Origin of the sequence: Azospirillum sp. B2RO_4, assembly GCF_051124815.1 — a bacterium.
Lineage (GTDB): Bacteria > Pseudomonadota > Alphaproteobacteria > Azospirillales > Azospirillaceae > Azospirillum.
This window is the reverse complement of record NZ_CP118486.1, coordinates 147,196-163,514: the sequence shown is the minus strand read 5'-3', so window position 1 is coordinate 163,514 and position 16,319 is coordinate 147,196. Positions and strand designations below refer to the sequence as shown.

16 protein-coding genes are annotated in these 16,319 nt (G+C 68.2%); 12 read left to right on the top strand and 4 right to left on the bottom strand.

Features of this window, described 5'->3' with window-relative positions; all coding sequences use genetic code 11:
- The first annotated feature begins 10 nt into the window (after positions 1 to 10).
- Positions 11 to 772 carry a YkgJ family cysteine cluster protein gene (locus PWS46_RS14765; RefSeq protein WP_434621483.1) on the top strand — a complete coding sequence of 254 codons (762 nt, stop codon included), beginning with the start codon at positions 11 to 13 and terminating at the stop codon, positions 770 to 772.
- A 16-nt stretch (positions 773 to 788) separates the two neighbouring features.
- Here the strand turns inward: PWS46_RS14765 and PWS46_RS14760 are convergent, their stop codons facing one another.
- The 3 genes from PWS46_RS14760 to PWS46_RS14750 all read right to left on the bottom strand — a co-directional run bounded on the left by PWS46_RS14760 (position 789) and on the right by PWS46_RS14750 (position 4,338).
- Positions 789 to 2,168 (bottom strand): aspartate aminotransferase family protein, encoded by a 1,380-nt coding sequence (locus tag PWS46_RS14760; RefSeq protein ID WP_434621480.1) that lies wholly within the window; start codon positions 2,166 to 2,168, stop codon positions 789 to 791.
- Between the two features lie 29 nt (positions 2,169 to 2,197).
- Positions 2,198 to 3,691: an NAD-dependent succinate-semialdehyde dehydrogenase gene (locus PWS46_RS14755; protein ID WP_434621477.1), complete on the bottom strand. Its 1,494-nt coding sequence runs from the start codon at positions 3,689 to 3,691 to the stop codon at positions 2,198 to 2,200.
- A 140-nt stretch (positions 3,692 to 3,831) separates the two neighbouring features.
- Positions 3,832 to 4,338 carry an Lrp/AsnC family transcriptional regulator gene (locus PWS46_RS14750; protein ID WP_085082242.1) on the bottom strand — a complete coding sequence of 169 codons (507 nt, stop codon included), beginning with the start codon at positions 4,336 to 4,338 and terminating at the stop codon, positions 3,832 to 3,834.
- Between the two features lie 120 nt (positions 4,339 to 4,458).
- Here PWS46_RS14750 and PWS46_RS14745 point away from each other — a divergent pair, with 120 nt between their 5' ends.
- The 10 genes from PWS46_RS14745 to ehuB all read left to right on the top strand — a co-directional run bounded on the left by PWS46_RS14745 (position 4,459) and on the right by ehuB (position 14,152).
- On the top strand, positions 4,459 to 5,814 hold the full coding sequence (locus PWS46_RS14745; protein WP_434621473.1) for a PLP-dependent aminotransferase family protein: 1,356 nt from the start codon (positions 4,459 to 4,461) through the stop codon (positions 5,812 to 5,814).
- A 122-nt stretch (positions 5,815 to 5,936) separates the two neighbouring features.
- Positions 5,937 to 6,722, top strand: coding sequence for an ectoine/hydroxyectoine ABC transporter ATP-binding protein EhuA (gene ehuA, locus PWS46_RS14740; RefSeq protein WP_434621470.1), 786 nt, complete (start codon positions 5,937 to 5,939; stop codon positions 6,720 to 6,722).
- Positions 6,723 to 6,788: 66 nt separating this feature from the next.
- Complete coding sequence (gene ehuC, locus PWS46_RS14735) at positions 6,789 to 7,448, top strand: ectoine/hydroxyectoine ABC transporter permease subunit EhuC (protein ID WP_149268416.1); 660 nt, start codon at positions 6,789 to 6,791, stop codon at positions 7,446 to 7,448.
- 11 nt (positions 7,449 to 7,459) lie between these two features.
- The gene (gene ehuD / locus PWS46_RS14730) at positions 7,460 to 8,116 is read left to right on the top strand and encodes an ectoine/hydroxyectoine ABC transporter permease subunit EhuD (RefSeq protein WP_434621466.1); all 657 of its coding nucleotides are present in this window, start codon (positions 7,460 to 7,462) and stop codon (positions 8,114 to 8,116) included.
- 26 nt (positions 8,117 to 8,142) lie between these two features.
- Positions 8,143 to 8,928: an ectoine utilization protein EutA gene (eutA, locus tag PWS46_RS14725; RefSeq protein ID WP_434621463.1), complete on the top strand. Its 786-nt coding sequence runs from the start codon at positions 8,143 to 8,145 to the stop codon at positions 8,926 to 8,928.
- A complete protein-coding gene (eutB, locus tag PWS46_RS14720) occupies positions 8,925 to 9,911 on the top strand; it encodes a hydroxyectoine utilization dehydratase EutB (RefSeq protein WP_434621460.1) in 987 nt (328 codons plus the stop codon). The genes eutA and eutB overlap by 4 nt, the downstream gene beginning before the upstream one ends.
- Positions 9,899 to 10,891, top strand: a complete 993-nt coding sequence (gene eutC, locus PWS46_RS14715) for an ectoine utilization protein EutC (RefSeq protein WP_434621457.1) — start codon at positions 9,899 to 9,901, stop codon at positions 10,889 to 10,891. The genes eutB and eutC overlap by 13 nt, the downstream gene beginning before the upstream one ends.
- Before the next feature lie 31 nt (positions 10,892 to 10,922).
- The gene (gene doeA, locus PWS46_RS14710) at positions 10,923 to 12,113 is read left to right on the top strand and encodes an ectoine hydrolase DoeA (protein WP_434621454.1); all 1,191 of its coding nucleotides are present in this window, start codon (positions 10,923 to 10,925) and stop codon (positions 12,111 to 12,113) included.
- 2 nt (positions 12,114 to 12,115) lie between these two features.
- Positions 12,116 to 13,153 (top strand): N(2)-acetyl-L-2,4-diaminobutanoate deacetylase DoeB, encoded by a 1,038-nt coding sequence (doeB, locus tag PWS46_RS14705; protein WP_434621451.1) that lies wholly within the window; start codon positions 12,116 to 12,118, stop codon positions 13,151 to 13,153.
- Between the two features lie 153 nt (positions 13,154 to 13,306).
- On the top strand, positions 13,307 to 14,152 hold the full coding sequence (ehuB, locus tag PWS46_RS14700; RefSeq protein WP_434621448.1) for an ectoine/hydroxyectoine ABC transporter substrate-binding protein EhuB: 846 nt from the start codon (positions 13,307 to 13,309) through the stop codon (positions 14,150 to 14,152).
- 19 nt (positions 14,153 to 14,171) lie between these two features.
- Here the strand turns inward: ehuB and PWS46_RS14695 are convergent, their stop codons facing one another.
- The gene (locus tag PWS46_RS14695) at positions 14,172 to 15,062 is read right to left on the bottom strand and encodes a LysR family transcriptional regulator (RefSeq protein WP_434621445.1); all 891 of its coding nucleotides are present in this window, start codon (positions 15,060 to 15,062) and stop codon (positions 14,172 to 14,174) included.
- A gap of 144 nt (positions 15,063 to 15,206) precedes the next feature.
- On the opposite strand from PWS46_RS14695, the gene PWS46_RS14690 reads away from it, so the two are divergent.
- Positions 15,207 to 16,313, top strand: a complete 1,107-nt coding sequence (locus PWS46_RS14690; protein WP_434621442.1) for a 4-oxalomesaconate tautomerase — start codon at positions 15,207 to 15,209, stop codon at positions 16,311 to 16,313.
- Positions 16,314 to 16,319 lie beyond the last annotated feature (6 nt).

Below are 16,319 nucleotides of genomic sequence, written 5' to 3'. Positions count from 1 at the left end.
GGGCGCCGCGATGGAACCGCGTTTCTCCTGCACCGCCTGCGGCAAATGCTGCCACGGCTGGCTGCCGCTGACGCTGGCGGACGCGGTCGCCCATGCCGGCCGCTTCCCGCTGGCGATGGTGTGGACGCCGGTGCGGCCGAACGCCCGGTCCTACGAGCTGGCGACCCGGCTGGGCGCGACGGTGCGGCTGCCCAACCGCAAGACGGTGGCGGTGCTGATCGTGCCAACCGCCTATCTGCCGACCTCCTTCCCCTGTCCGGAACTGCGGGAGGACGGGCTGTGCGGCATCCATGAGACCAAGCCGTCGCGCTGCCGCACCATGCCCTTCTACCCCTACCGGGAAGAGAAGGATCAGGCCGACCTGCTGATCCCGCGCAAGGGCTGGCAGTGCGACACCTCGGCCGAGGCGCCGGTCGTCTATGCCAATCACGCCATCCTCGACCGCAAGGATTTCGACCGCGAGCGCGGAGACCTGCTCGACCAGGCACCGGTGATCCAGCGTTACGCCGACTATGTGCTGAAATACATGCCGTGGATCGTCGACGAGCTGGCTAAGCTGGCGGCCAAGCCGACGGGCGGCAATCTGGTCACCAGCCTGTCCTCCTTCCTCACCGCCACGCGCCGGCCGGATGCCGTGGACATCGCCGCCGCCCAGGCCCCGCTGTTCCGGGCGATGGCGGAGCGGACCAGGGACGATCCGGCCTTGCGTGACTACCACCGCAATTACAGCGGATGGGCCAAGGAGATGGAGGCGCTTGCCCGACGGAAATAGCCGCCGGTCTTTTCCCTCAGAGTTCGGCCGCGACCGCCTTCACCGCCTTGGCGGTGGCGGCAACCACGATGTCGGCCTCCTCCCGCGTCAGGCAGAGCGGCGGGGCGAAGCCCAGGATGTCGCCCTGCGGCATGGCGCGGGCGATGACGCCGCGTTCCAGCAGTGCGGCGGACAGGCGCGGGCCCACCTTCGCCTCGGCGGGGAAGAAGCGGCGGTCATCCTTGTCTGCGACGAACTCCACCGCCGCCAGCATGCCCTCGCCGCGCACATCGCCGACCATCGGATGCCCGCCCAGCGCGTCGGCCAGCGCGGCGCGGAGATAGCCGCCGGTCTCGCCCGCGTTGGTCACCAGATCGAGCTTGTCGATCAGCTCCAGGTTCGCCACGCCGGCGGCGGCGCAGAGCGGATGGGCCGAATAGGTCCAGCCATGGCCGATGGGCCCGAGCTGGTCGGAGCCCTGTTCCAGCACCTTCCACACCCGCTCGCCGACGATCACGCCCGACAGCGGTGCGTAGGCGGAGGTCAGGCCCTTGGCGATGGTGATGAGGTCCGGCTTGATGCCGTAATGGTCGGACCCGAACATGCTGCCGAGCCTGCCGAACCCGGTCACCACCTCGTCGGCGATCAGCAGGATGTCGTACTTGTTCAGCACCGCCTGGATCTTCTCCCAATAGCCGGCGGGCGGGGGGACGATGCCGCCGGTGCCCAGAACCGGCTCGCCGATGAAGGCGGCGACGGTCTCCGGTCCCTCCGCCAGGATCATCGCCTCCAGCTGGTCGGCGCAATGCTGGGAGAACTGCTCCTCGCTCATGCTGCGGTCGGCGCGGCGGAAGTAATAGGGGGCTTCGGTGTGCAGCACCGGCGGGCGCGGCAGGTCGAAGGCCTTGTGGAACAGCTCCAGCCCGGTCAGGCTGCCGGTCATCACCCCCGACCCGTGATAGCCGCGCCAGCGCGAGATGATCTTCTTCTTCTCCGGCCGGCCGAGGATGTTGTTGTAATACCAGACCAGCTTGATGTTGGTCTCGTTCGCGTCCGACCCCGACAGGCCGAAATAGACGCGCGACATCCCGGCGGGCGCGCGGTCGATGATCATCTTGGCCAGCGTGATCGACGGCTCGCTGCCATGCCCGACATAGGCGTGATAATAGGCGAGCTTGCCGGCTTGCTCGGCGATTGCGTCGGCAATCTCGCGGCGGCCATAGCCGACATTGACGCAATAGAGGCCGGCGAAAGCGTCCAGGCTGCGCTTGCCGTCACGGTCGGAGATGTAGACGCCTTCGCCGCCGGTGACGACGCGGGTCGGCGTGTCGCCGCGGGCATGCGCCGCCATGTGGGTCGACGGGTGGAAGAAATGGTCGCGGTCCCAGGCGGTCAGCTCGTTGGTCAGGTCGGTCATGACGTTTCTTTCCCGATGAAAATGTTTGTTCAGGCGGCGTCGAGGCAGACGTATTTCAGCTCGGTGAAGGCCTCCATCCCATGGCGCGAGCCTTCGCGGCCGAGGCCGGATTGCTTGATCCCGCCGAAGGGAACCGGCGCGCCGGTGATCTTCACCCGGTTGACCGCCACCATGCCGTATTGCAGCGCCCGCGACAGGCGCAGGATCCGGCCGGCGTCGCGGGTCACCAGATAGGCGACGAGGCCATATTCGGTGTCGTTGGCGCGGGCCACCACCTCCGCCTCGTCATCGAAGGGTAGGATGGCGGCGACCGGGCCGAAGGTCTCCTCGCGCAGGATCAGCGAATCCGGTGCCACGTCGGCCAGCACGGTCGGGCGGTAGAACAGCGGTCCGGCGGGATGGACCTCGCCGCCGGTCAGGCAGCGGGCGCCGCGGTCGAGCGCGTCGCGGACGTGGCGGGCGCATTTGTCGACCGCCCGTCCGTTCATCAGCGGCCCGATCTGCACGTCCGGCTCCAGCCCCGGCCCGACGCGCAGCGCGGCGCTGCGGGCGGTGAAGGCGGCGCAGAAGGAATCGTAGAGCGGACGCTGCACATAGATGCGGTTGGCGGCGAGGCAGTCCTGGCCGGAGGTGGCGAACTTCGCGTCGATGGCGATGTCCACCGCCCGCTGAAGATCGGCGTCGGCGAAGACCAGCAGCGGCGCATGGCCGCCCAGTTCCATCACCAGCCGCTTCATGGTGGGCGCGCAGCGGGCGGCAATGCGGCTGCCGATTTCCGTGGAGCCGGTGAAGCTCAAGGCGCGGACGCGGGCGTCGTCGCAAAGCGCGCCGACCAGCGGTTCCGGATCGCCGGTCAGGACGTTGAACACGCCGGCGGGGATGCCCGCGCGCTCCGCCAGTTCCGCCAGCGCCAACGCCGACAGCGGCGTCTCGGAGGATGCATGCGCCACCACGGTGCAGCCCGCCGCCAGCGCTGCCGCCGCCTTGCGCGTCAGCATGGCCGACGGGAAGTTCCACGGCGTCGCCATGCCGACCACGCCCAGCGCTTCCCGCCGCAGCAGCATTTCGGCGCCGGGCAGATGGCTGGCGATGCTCTCGACGCCGCCCCGCTTGGACTCCTCCGCGTACCACTCGACGAAGGAGGCGGCATAGTCGATCTCCCCCCGCGATTCGGCGAGCGGCTTGCCCTGCTCCAGCGTCATCAGCAGGGCGAGATCCTCCTTGGCGGCGGTGATGCGGTCGAACCAGTCGCGCAGACGGGCGGCGCGGTCCTGCGGCAGCCGGGCGCTCCAGGCAGGGAAAGCGGCGGCAGCGGCGGTGACTGCGGCGGTCGCCTGGGAGGATTCCAGCGCCGCGACATGGGCGAGCGTCCGTCCACCGGCCGGATCGGTCACCGGGAAGGTGGCGTTGTCCGATGCCGCGGTCCAGCGTCCGCCGACATAGGCGAGTTCGCGCAGCAGGCGGCGGTCGGTCAGGCGGCTGACGGCGTCGTGACGGTCCAGGCGGGACAGCTGCGCGGTCATGGGCACCTCCGGAAAATTGAGGGGCGCCGAAGCGCCGGTGTCCGGAGTCTAGCGGTGATGCGGTGGAGACTGTGTCCGAACTGGTCACGTGTGGTGGAGACTGTCTCTTTGTCGGGGCGGGGCGGAAGAGAAAGTCTCTCTCACGATGGAACGGACCCGCCCGGCTCCTCCATCAGCGCCTCCAGCGGCATCGCCGCATCGTCCTTCACCGTTCGTGTGACGATGTAGGTGAAATAGCGGTCGATTCCGGCGTCGCCCTCCAGCAGCCGGTCGATGATCCGCTGATAGGCGTCGACATCGCGCGCCACCACCCGCAGGACATAGTCGAGCCCGCCGCCGACCGACCAGCAGGAGACGATGCCGGGCTCCGCCCGCACCGCCCGTTCGAACCGGTCGAAATCGGCTTGCCGGTGGCTGCCCAACGTCACCTCCACCAGCGCCATGGCGAAGGGCGTCACCTGCCGCAGGGCCAGCCGGGCGTGATAGCCGGTGACGATGCCGGCCTCCTCCAGCCGGCGCAGCCGCACCCAGCAGGGCGTCGGCGACAGCCCCACCCGGTCGGCCAGCGCCAGCTTGGTGATGCGGCCGTCGCGCTGGATTTCCGACAGGATGCGCAGGTCGATGGGATCGAGCTTCAGGTCAGACATTGGGCCGGCCGCCTTCGGAAAAGTGACAACCCGACGATGTCCATGCTTTCCGCCATTGTCAAATGTGATGATTTCCAGCAGAAATGTTGCATGACAAAGTGGCACCCCGATGCATCGGCTTTGAGCAGGCCCGTTTATCTCTCGCTGGCCGATCAGGTGCAGCGGGCGATCACGCAAGGCCAACTGGCGGTCGGCGACCAGTTGCCCACCCACCGGCAGCTTGCCGACGAATTGGGCATTTCCGTCCAGACCGTCAGCCGGGCCTACGAGGAATTGATCCGGCGCGGCCTGATCAGCGGGGAGACCGGGCGCGGCACCTTCATCCGCGCAGCGCAAACCGAGGTCGATCCGCCCTATATCCCCCAGCGCACCGACGAGGTGATCGACCTGTCGATCCTGAAGCCGGTCTGCGAGCCGCTGCATGTCGAGGCGATGCGGCAGGCGCTGGTGGAGCTGTCCGCCAACCTGCCGCCGGCCGTGGTGCTGTCCTTCCGCCCCAACACCCTGTTCGCCAGCCACCGGGCGACGGCGGTGTCCTGGCTGCGCCATTGCGGGGTGGAAACCACGGCAAACAACGTCACCCTGACCAACGGCGCCACCGCCGGCATGACCATCGCCCTGATGGCCGCGGCCCCTCCCGGATCGACCGTGGTGACGGAGGAGGTCGGGCACCACACGCTGCTGCCGCTCGCCTCCTATCTCGGCATCAAGCTGCGCGGCGTCGCCATCGACGATGAGGGCATCCGTCCCGACGCGCTCGACGCCGCCTGCCGCGACGGCACGGTGAAGGCCCTGTTCGTCATGCCTAACCCGATCAACGCCACCGCGACCCACATGGGCGAGGCGCGTCGCGCGGAGATCGCGCGGGTTGCCCGGCACCACAATCTGTCGATCGTCGAGAACGACCCGCTCGGCCCCCTTCTGAGCGACCGCCGCCCGCCGCTGGCAGCCCTGGCGCCGGAACGGACGCTCTACGTCACCAGCTTCACCAAGACGGTGATGCCGGGCCTTCGCACCGGCTATCTGGTGGTTCCCGACCGGCTGCTCGCCGCCGTCACCAACCGCCATCTGGTGACCAACTGGATCGCGACGCCCATTGTCGCCGAGATCGCCACCCGCTGGGTCGAGAGCGGATTCGCGATGGAAATGGTGGAGTGGCAGCGCAAGGCCCTGCACCGCCGGCACGCTCTGGCCGCGGAAATCCTGAAGGGCATTCCTCACCGCAGCCATGCCGAGGGGCTGCATCTTTGGCTGCCGCTGGGCGAAGGGCGGCCGGAGGCGACCTTCGTGTCGCACGCCCGTCATCAGGGGGTGGCGCTGGCGCCCGGATCGGCCTTCGCCATCGGCCCCGGCACGCGGCCCGACGCGCTGCGCGTCTCCATCGGCTCCACCACCGAGGCGGAGCTTCACGCCGGCCTGCGGGTGATCGTCAATCTGCTGAACAGCGATCCGGAGCCGGTGCTGCTGGCGATCTGAAGAGACCTGAGGTGAGACTCTTTAGAATTGTCATGATTTTATTTTACGGATTGACATGATTTAGACGGTCCCGCATCGTTTGCGCACATCCACGGTCGCCAACATTGCAAGGGAAGACCGGTGTGACCGACACAATCATCGACATCGACTGCGTCACCAAACGCTACGGCTCGCACACCGTGCTGAAGGATTTATGCTTTTCAGTCCGGCCGGGGGAGAAGCTGGCGCTGATCGGGCCATCCGGTTCCGGCAAGACGACGATCCTGCGGACGCTGATGACGCTGGAAAGCATCGAAGGCGGCACCATCAGCATCGACGGCGAGAACCTGTTCCAGATGGAGCGCAACGGCCGTCTGGTCCCCGCCGACGAGGCGCATCTGCACCGGATGCGGACCAAGATCGGCATGGTGTTCCAGCTGTTCAACCTGTTCCCGCACAAATGCGTGCTGGACAACATCACGCTGGCGCCGATGCTGACCAAGGGCGTCAGGAAGGCGGATGCCGAACGCCGGGCCATGGAACTGCTGGACCTCGTCGGCCTCGCCGACAAGGCCCGCGCCATGCCGGCCCAACTGTCCGGCGGCCAGAAACAGCGGGTGGCCATTGCCCGCGCCCTGGCGCTGCAGCCCAGGATCATGCTGTTCGACGAGGTGACCTCGGCACTCGACCCCGAACTGGTGGAAGAGGTGCTGAACGTCATGCGGATGCTGGGGTCCACCACCGACATGACCATGTTGCTGGTGACCCACGAGATGAGCTTCGCCCACGATTTCGCCGACCGCGTGCTGTTCTTCGACCGTGGCCGCATCGTGGAGGAGGGGCCGCCCGACGTGCTGTTCACCAACCCGTCGCATGAGCGGACCCAGGCTTTTTTGAAAAAGATCATCGCGGCCGGACAGCGTATCTGACGCTTCCTCTCCGCCGAACCACGTCTTTTTCCGCCTTCTTCCCCGAACGCAGGAGGTCTCGGCTTCATGGCTGATTGGGCCGGCTATATGGGCTTGATGCTGGACGGCGCGCTGGTGACGGCGAAGCTGACCGTGCTCGGCTGCGCGCTGGCTCTGCCGGCCGCCTTCCTCGCCGGGCTGGGCCGGCTGTCGCGCTTCTCCGCGGTGCGCGCCGCGTCGGTCGCCTATATCGAGTTCTTCCGCGGCACGTCGATCTTCGTCCAGCTCTTCTGGGCCTATTTCGTCCTGCCGCTGATGGGGGTGACGCTGACGCCGCTGCAGGCCGGCATTCTGGCGCTGGGGCTGAATGTCGGCGCCTACGGTGCGGAGGTGGTGCGGTCGGCGGTGCAGTCGATCGGCCGCGAACAGCACGAGGCCTGCGTCGCCCTGAACCTGACGCGCTGGCAGAGCCTGCGTCACGTCCTGCTGCCGCAGGCGGCGGTGGTGATGGTGCCGACCTTCTGCAACAACGCCATCGAACTGCTGAAGGCGACCTCGGTCGTGTCGCTCATCTCGCTCAGCGACCTGACCTTCCAGGCGCAGGTGGTGCGCTCGCAGACCGGCAGCACCGCCATGCCCTTCCTGACCGTTCTGGTCATCTATTTCGCCTATGCCAGCCTGATCTCGTTCGGCATGAAGGCCCTGGAGCGCCGCATGACCCGCGGCCTCGACGGGCTGCGCTCTTAAGGAAACCGGCCATGGAATGGGATTGGGAGTTCGTCCGCGAAATCATGCCGACGCTGCTGGACGGCCTGCGCATCACGCTGCTGGCCACGCTGCTCGGCTCCGTCCTCGCCGCCGCCGCCGGGCTGGGCTTCGCCCTGCTGCGCCGCTCGAAGAGCCGGGCGGTGGCGCGCACCACCGGCTTCGTGGTGGAGTTCATCCGCGGGACGCCGCTGCTGGTGCAGCTTTATTTCCTGTTCTACGTATTGCCGGAACTGGGTGTGCTGCTGTCGCCGCTGACCGCCGGGGTGGTCGGGCTTGGCCTCCATTACGCCACCTACACGTCGGAAGTCTTCCGCGCCGGCATCGACAACACGCCGTGCGGCCAGTGGGAGGCGGCGAAGGCCTGCAATCTCACGCCGTACCAGACCTGGCGCCATGTGATCCTGCCGCAGGCGATCCCGCCGATGATCCCGGCGTTGGCCAACTACTTCGTCGCGATGTTCAAGGAAACGCCGCTGCTATCCGCCATCACGGTGATCGAGCTGATGAGCGAAGCCCGCAGCGTCGCCAACAGCAACTACCGCTATCTGGAGCCGATGACGCTGGTCGGCGTCCTGTTCCTGTGCATCAGCCTGATCGCCGTGCCCGCCCTGCACATGCTGGAACGCCGCTTCCGGCCCACCCGCTGATACGCTGACCCTGGAGTTCCCGAGCCATGCCCTCCATCCCCATCCTGCGCTCGGACACCATGCTGGACTTCGATGTCCGCCCGGTAGAAAAGCGCGTGGGCCTCGTCGTGCTGGCGACCGACCACACGACCGAGCCGGATTTCCGCCGCATGGTCGCGAGCGAGCACATCGGCGTCTACACCGCGCGCATCGCCTACGCCAACCCGACGACGCCGGAGAATCTGCGCCGCATGCAGCCGCGCCTCGCCGAAGGGGCGGCGCTGATCCTGCCCGACGAACCGCTCGATGCCATCTGCTACTCCTGCACCTCGGCCAGCGTCGTGATGGGCGACGACGCCGTCGAGGAGGCCATCGCCTCGGCCAAGCCGGGCGTTCCCGTCATCACGCCGCCCGCCGCCGCCCGCCAAGCCCTGACGGCGTTTAGGGCTCAGCGGATCGCCGTGCTGACCCCCTACACCGAACAGACCAGCCGGCCGATGGCCGCCTATTTCGGCGTGCATGGTTTCGACATTGCGCGCTTCACCTGCTTCGGGCTGGACGACGACCGCGAAATGGCGCGCATCGCGCCGGCCAGTCTGGTACGCGCCGCCGTCGAAGCGATGACTCCCGACGCCGACGCCCTGTTCATCTCCTGCACCGCCCTGCGCTCTGCCGGCGTCGCCGCCGAGATCGAGGCCGCGACCGGCCGCCCGGTGGTCACCAGCAACCAGGCCACCGCCTGGGCCGCGCTGCGCCTGTGCGGCGACGACCGGTCCCGGTCCGAAGGCGGGCGGCTGATGACCTTGCCGCTGCCGGGGGAGGCATGGTCATGAGTGGGCAGGACATCAGCCTGGAGGACGTCTTCCGCGCCCGCGCGCGGCTGGCCGGGCGGATCGCGGCGACGCCGACGGTCGCCTCGCCCAGCCTGACGGCGCGCTGCGGCGCACCCGTCTTCCTGAAGCTGGAAACCCGGCAGACCACCGGCAGCTTCAAGCTGCGCGGCGCCACCAACGCGCTGTCGGCCCTGCCGCGCGAGGCGCTGGCGACGGGGGTTGCCGCCGCTTCCACCGGCAATCACGGCCGGGCGCTCGCCCACGCCGCCGCCCAGGCCGGAATCCGCTGCGTCGTCTGCATGTCGGCACTGGTGCCAGCCAACAAGGTCGAGGGGATCCGCGCGCTGGGGGCAGAGATCCGCATCGTCGGCCACTCCCAGGACGACGCCCAGGTCGAGGTCGACCGGCTGGTCCACGAGGAGGGGTTCGCGACCGTCCCGCCCTTCGACCATGCCGACGTCATCGCCGGGCAGGGCACGCTGGGGCTGGAGATCATCGAGGCGGTTCCCGACGCCGAGTTGCTGCTGGTGCCGCTGTCGGGCGGCGGCCTGATCGCCGGCGTGGCCCTGGCGGCAAAGGCACTGCGCCCAAGCTTACGGGTGATCGGCGTCTCGATGGAGCGCGGCGCCGCCATGCATGCCAGCCTGAAGGCCGGGCACCCGGTTTTGGTTGAGGAACTGGAGACGCTGGCGGACTCGCTCGGCGGCGGCATCGGCCTCGACAACCGCTACACCCACCGCCTCGCCGCCAGCCTGCTCGACGACGTCGTCCTGCTGACCGAGGCGGAGATCGCAGCCGGCATCGAGCATGCCTATTCCGCCGAGCAGGAGATCGTCGAGGGCGCCGGCGCCGTCGGCATCGCAGCATTGCTCGCCGGCAAGGTGACGCCGCGCGGCCCCGCAATCGCCCTGCTGTCCGGCCGCAACATCGCCATGGACCTGCACCGCCGCATCATCACCGGAGCCCATTCATGCCCCGCATGACCATCCTGACCGAGGCGGAACTGCGGCGGATCGTTCCGCTCGACCGCGATGCCATCGCATGCGTCGAGGACGCCTTCCTGGCGCTTGCCACCCGCCCGGTGGCGATGCCGCCGATCCTGCGGCTCGACATTCCGGAATTTCGCGGAGAAGTCGACGTCAAGACCGCCTATGTTCCCGGCCTCGACGGCTTCGCCATCAAGATCAGTCCCGGCTTCTTCGGCAATCCGGCGCTCGGCCTGCCCAGCGTCAACGGGTTGATGGTGCTGCTGAGCAGCCGGACCGGTCTGGTCGAGGCCCTGCTTCTCGACAACGGCTATCTGACCGACGTGCGCACCGCCGCGGCGGGGGCGGTCGCCGCCAAGCATCTGTCGCGCCCCGACAGCGCCGTCGCCGCCATCTTCGGCGCCGGGGTGCAGGCGGCGTTGCAGTTGGAGGCCCTGACCCTGGTCCGCCCGATCCGCGAGGCCCGCCTCTGGGCACGCCAGCCCGAGCGCGCGGCCGCCACCGCCGCCCGCCTGTCGGAACGGCTGGGCATCCCCGTGCGCGCCGTGAATGACGGCCTGACAGCCGTCGCGGGAGCCGACATCGTCGTCACCACCACTCCGGCCGACCAGCCGATCCTTGCGGTGGACTGGCTCGAACCCGGCCAGCACGTCACCGCCATGGGGTCCGACGCCGAGCACAAGAACGAACTCGATCCCGCCATCCTGTCCCGTGCCGACCTTTATGTCGCCGACCGCCTGACGCAGACCCGCCGGCTGGGCGAACTGCACCACGCGATTGCCGCCGGCACGGTCGCCGCCGACCGCGACTTGCCCGAATTGGGCGCCGTCATCGCCGGGCAGGCCGCCGGCCGGCCGGCCACCGATGCCATCACCGTCTGCGACCTCACCGGAACCGGGGTCCAGGACACAGCCATCGCCACGCTGGCGCGCAGCCGGGCCCAGGCGGCCGGCGCCGGCACCGTTTTCGACGCCTGAACAGCCCTCTTTTCATAAGAGAGACCCCGACATGCTGGAACCGACGCTGAACTTCAGCCGGGCCGAATATGCCGCACGGCTCGTCAAGACCCGTGCCGCCATGGACAAGGCCGGCATCGAGCTGCTGATCGTCACCGATCCGTCGAACATGGCCTGGCTGACCGGCTATGACGGCTGGTCCTTCTATGTCCACCAATGCGTGATCGTGCCGCCGCACGGCGAGCCGATCTGGTACGGCCGCGGCCAGGACGCCAACGGCGCCAAGCGCACCGCCTATCTCGCCCATGACAACATCATCGGCTATCCCGACCATTACGTGCAGTCGACCGAGCGCCACCCGATGGACCTGCTGTCGACGATCCTGGCGGATCGCGGCTGGGGCGGGCTGTCCATCGGCGTCGAGATGGACAATTACTGGTTCACCGCCGCCGCCTACCAGTCGCTGACCACCCATCTGCCCAACGCCCGCTTCAAGAACGCGACGGCGCTGGTCAACTGGCAGCGCGCGGTGAAGAGCAGGCAGGAACTCGACTACATGCGCAAGGCCGCCCGCATCGTCGAGGCGATGCACGCCCGCATCATCGAGCGGGTCGAGCCGGGGATGCGCAAATGCGACCTCGTCGCCGAGATCTACGATGCCGGCATCCGCGGCATCGGCGGCGCAGACGGCTTCGGCGGCGACTATCCCGCCATCGTGCCGCTTCTGCCGTCGGGGGCCGACGCCTCGGCGCCGCACCTGACCTGGGACGACCGGCCGATGAAGCTGGGGGAGGGGACCTTCTTCGAGATCGCCGGCTGCTACAAGCGTTACCACTGTCCGCTTTCGCGCACCGTCTTCCTCGGCAAGCCGACGCAGGCCTTCCTCGACGCCGAGAAGGCGACTCTGGAGGGGATGGAGGCCGGGCTCGCCGCCGCCAAGCCGGGCAACAGCTGCGAAGACATCGCCAACGCCTTCTTCGCCGTCCTGAAACGCTACGGCATCACCAAGGACAACCGCACCGGCTACCCCATCGGCCTCAGCTATCCGCCGGACTGGGGCGAGCGCACCATGAGCCTGCGCCCCGGCGACCGCACCGAACTCCAGCCCGGCATGACCTTCCATTTCATGACCGGCCTGTGGCTGGAGGACATGGGGCTGGAGATCACAGAGAGCATCGCCATCACCGACACCGGCGTCGAATGCCTGGCCGACGTGCCGCGCAAGCTGTTCGTGAAGTCCTGACCATGGCGCCCGTCACACTTGCCCCGTCCCCGATAACCCCGACGGTCGATTTCGACCGCGACGGCGTGCAGCACGGCTTTCTGCGCCTGCCCTACAGCCGGGACGATTCGGCCTGGGGGTCCGTGATGATCCCCATCACCGTGGTGCGCAACGGCGACGGGCCGACCGCCCTGCTGACCGGCGCCAACCATGGCGACGAGTATGAGGGCGCGATCGCCCTGTTCGACCTGTCCCAGACGCTGACCGCCGACCGGGTCGCCGGCCGCGTCATCATCGTCCCGGCGATGAACTACCCGGCCTTTCAGGCGGGGACCCGCACCTCGCCCATCGACAAGGGCAATCTGAACCGCAGCTTTCCCGGCCGCCCGGACGGCACGGTGACGCAGAAGATCGCCGATTACTTCACCCGCGAGTTGCTGCCGCTGGCCGATCTGGTGATGGACATCCATTCCGGCGGCCGGACGCTGGACTTCGTGCCCTTCGCCGCCGCCCACATCCTGCCCGACAAGGACCAGGAGGCGCGCTGCTTCGCCGCCGTCGCCGCCTTCGCCGCGCCCTATTCCATGCGCATGCTGGAGATCGACGCGGTCGGCATGTACGACACCGCGGCGGAGGAGTTGGGCAAGACCTTCGTCACCACCGAACTGGGCGGCGGCGGCACCGGCCGGGCGGAGACCATCGCCATTGCCAAGCGCGGCGTCGGCAATGTGCTGCGCCACGCCGGAATCCTGACGGACGCGCCGCCGGCGGACGGTCAACCGACAAACGGCCGACCGGCGGAGGCCGGCCGCTGGCTCGACATGCCGTCGGCCGACTGTTTCCGCTTCGCCGAGGACAGCGGCCTGATCGAAGCCTGCGTCGACCTGGGCCAGCCGGTGCGGAAGGGTGATCTGCTCGCCCGCATCCATCCCATCGGCCGCACCGGGCTGGCGCCCTCCGAATACCGGGCGGCGCTGGACGGCATCCTGGCAGCCCGCCATTTCCCCGGCCTGGTCAAGGCCGGCGACTGCATCGCGGTGGTCGGCACGGTCGAAGACTGACCACCGCCTGTCGGAACCCGCCTCGGCAGAAGGCGGGCATGCTGCAAGAACGGTAACGACACCGACCAAACAGGGGCCGGCGCCCCAAGAGGAACGCCGGCCGGGCACTCACCAAGTCACGAAAGAGGGACGGCAGACATGAAACACCGAGCCATGAAACACCTCAAGATCGCCCAAAGCTTCGGCATTGCCGCCGCGCTCCTCACGCTCGCCGCGCCGGCCTTCGCCGCCGACACGCTGGAGACTCTGCGCGAACAGGGCTTCGCCCGCATCGGCATCGCCAACGAACCGCCCTACACCGCCGTCAAGCCGGACGGCACCGTGTCGGGCGCCGCCCCGGACGTCGCCCGCGCGGTGATGAAGAAGCTGGGGGTCGGCGACGTCGTCGCCTCGATCTCCGAATATGGCGCGATGATCCCCGGCCTGCAGGCCCGCCGTTTCGACGTCGTGACCGCCGGCCTGTTCATGAAGCCGGAACGCTGCAAGGCCGTCGCCTATTCCGAACCGATCCTCTGCGACGCGGAATCCTTCGCCTTGAAGAAGGGCAACCCGCTGAAGCTGACCTCCTACGAGGACATCGCCAAGAACCCGAACGCCAAGATCGGCGCCCCCGGCGGCGGCACCGAGGAGAAGCTGGCACTGCAGGCCGGCGTGCCGCGCGACCGCGTGATCGTGGTTCCCGACCCGCAGAGCGGCCTGAAGATGCTGCAGGACGGCCGCATCGACGTCTACTCGCTGCCGGTCCTGTCGATCCATGATCTGGTCGGCAAGGCCAACGACCCGAACATCGAGGTGGTCGCCCCGGTCAAGGGCGCCCCGGTCTATTGCGACGGCGCCGCCTTCCGCAAGCAGGACACCGCGCTCCGCGATGCCTTCGACAAGGTTCTGGCCGAGATGAAGGCGTCCGGCGAGTTCGCCAAGATCATCGAACCCTACGGCTTCTCCGCCGAAGCCGCGAAGCAGACCTCCCGCGAGAAGCTCTGCGCCGCCTCCAACTGATCGGGGCGGAAGGTGTCCGTCAGAGTTTCAGGGAGTCGAGAAGCACGTCCAGGAAGCGCGCCGCCATCGGCGACAGGATCGCGCCGTGGCGGCGGACGACGCCGATCGTCCGGGAGATCCTCGGGTGACCCAGCGGCAGGGTCATGATGATCGGATGGCCGGAGGAGGGGGTGGCTAGCTTGGGAAGCACCGCGACGCCAAGCCCCGCCTCCACCAGTCCGAGCGAACTTGCGAGATGCGTGATCTCGTAGGACCAGTTGAGCTTCAGCCCATGTTGCGCCAGGGCGTTGTCGATCAGCGCCCGGTTGCCGCTGGTCCGCCCCACGGTGATAACCCGATGGGCGGCCAGTTCCTCCCAGTTCACCACCTTGTGCGACGCCAGCGGATGATCGTGCCGGCAGGCGACGACGAACGGATCCTCCGCCAGTGGCGTGAATTCGATGTCCGGGTGCGAGGCGCCGATGAAGTTGATGCCGAAATCGGCTTCGCCGCGCGCCACCGCCTCCAGCCCCTCGTTGGCGCCGAGATCCAGGATGCGGATGCGGATGCGCGGGAAGGCGATGCTGAAACGGCTGATCGCGTTCGGCAGGAAGTAGAACACCGCCGTCGGAACGGAGGCGATGGTGATCTGTCCGCCGCTGCGCGCGCCCAGATCACTGATTCCCAACAGCGACGTTTCGAACTCGTCGAGGAAGCGCCGGACCTTCGGCATGAAGTCGCGCCCCACCATGGTCAGGGCGACATGGCGGGTCGAGCGCTCGAACAGCGCCACCCCCAGCGTATCCTCCAACTTCTGGATGCGGCGGCTGAGCGCGGGCTGCGACAGGTTCAGCAGGTCGGCGGCGCGATTGAAGCTGCCCAACTCCGCCACCGCGATGAACGCCTTCAGATCGACCAGTTCGAAGTTCATGCCAGGCTCCGCGCGGGGTTCAGATTGATGCGCATAGTGGAATAATAGCGCGAATCATTGCATTTCACAAATACGGTTCGTGATCGGAATATCGGCGTATCGGCTTTCTTCGCCAACCGGCGAAACCAAGAGAAACCAAGCGCCATGACCCATCTGATCAACCGCCAGATCGGCATTCCCTGCGTGATGATGCGCGGCGGAACCTCACGCGGCCCCTTCTTCCTGGCGTCCGACCTTCCCGCCGCTCCGATGGAGCGCGACGCCCTGCTGCTCTCCGTGATGGGGGCGGGAAACGATCTCGGCATCGACGGCATCGGCGGCGGCAACCCGCTGACCAGCAAGGTCGCCATCGTCGGTCCCGCCACACGGACCGGTGCGGATGTCGATTACCTGTTCGCCCAGGTGCGGGTGCAGGAAGGGGTGGTCGACACCTCGCCCAATTGCGGAAACATGTTGGCCGCCGTCGGGCCCTTCGCCATCGAATCCGGGCTGGTTCCGGCCACGGACGGCGTCACGGTGGTGCGCATCCACAACGTCAACACCGGCAAGCTGATCGAAGCGCGCGTCCAGACGCCCGGCCGGCAGGTGGCTTATGACGGCGAGGCCGTGATCGACGGCGTGCCCGGCACCGCTGCCCCCATCCATCTCGCCTTTCTCGATGCGGCCGGCGCCAATACCGGCCGGCTGCTGCCCACCGGGTCGCCAATCGACCGGATTGACGGCATCGAGGTCTCCTGCATCGACGCCGCCATCCCGGTGATGCTGGTCCGCGCCGCCGATTTGGCCAAGACCGGGTATGAGCCCATCGACAGCTACCGCGCCGACCGCGATTTCATGGCCCGTCTGGAAGCGCTGCGCGTCGAGGCCGGCCGGCGCATGGGCTTCCGCAACGCCGCAGGGATGGTGATCCCGAAGCCGGTGCTGCTGGCCCCGCCGACGCGCGGCGGCACGCTGTCCGTGCGTTATTTCATGCCGCACGACTGCCACCGGGCGATGGCCATCACCGGCGCCGTCGCCACCGCGACCGCCTGCACCATTCCGGAAACGGTGGCCGCCGCACTCGCCGGGCGGCTGACCCTGCCCGGTGACGTCACCTTCGAACATCCGGCCGGGCGGCTGACCGTCCGCCTCGATCCGGGCTCCGGCCAGTCTGCCCCCACCGCCAGCATCCTGCGCACCGCAAGGCGCCTGTTCGAGGGAACCGTGTTCGCACGGCCGTCGACCCCGTCGCGAACCGCCCTTGCGGCCTGACGCCAC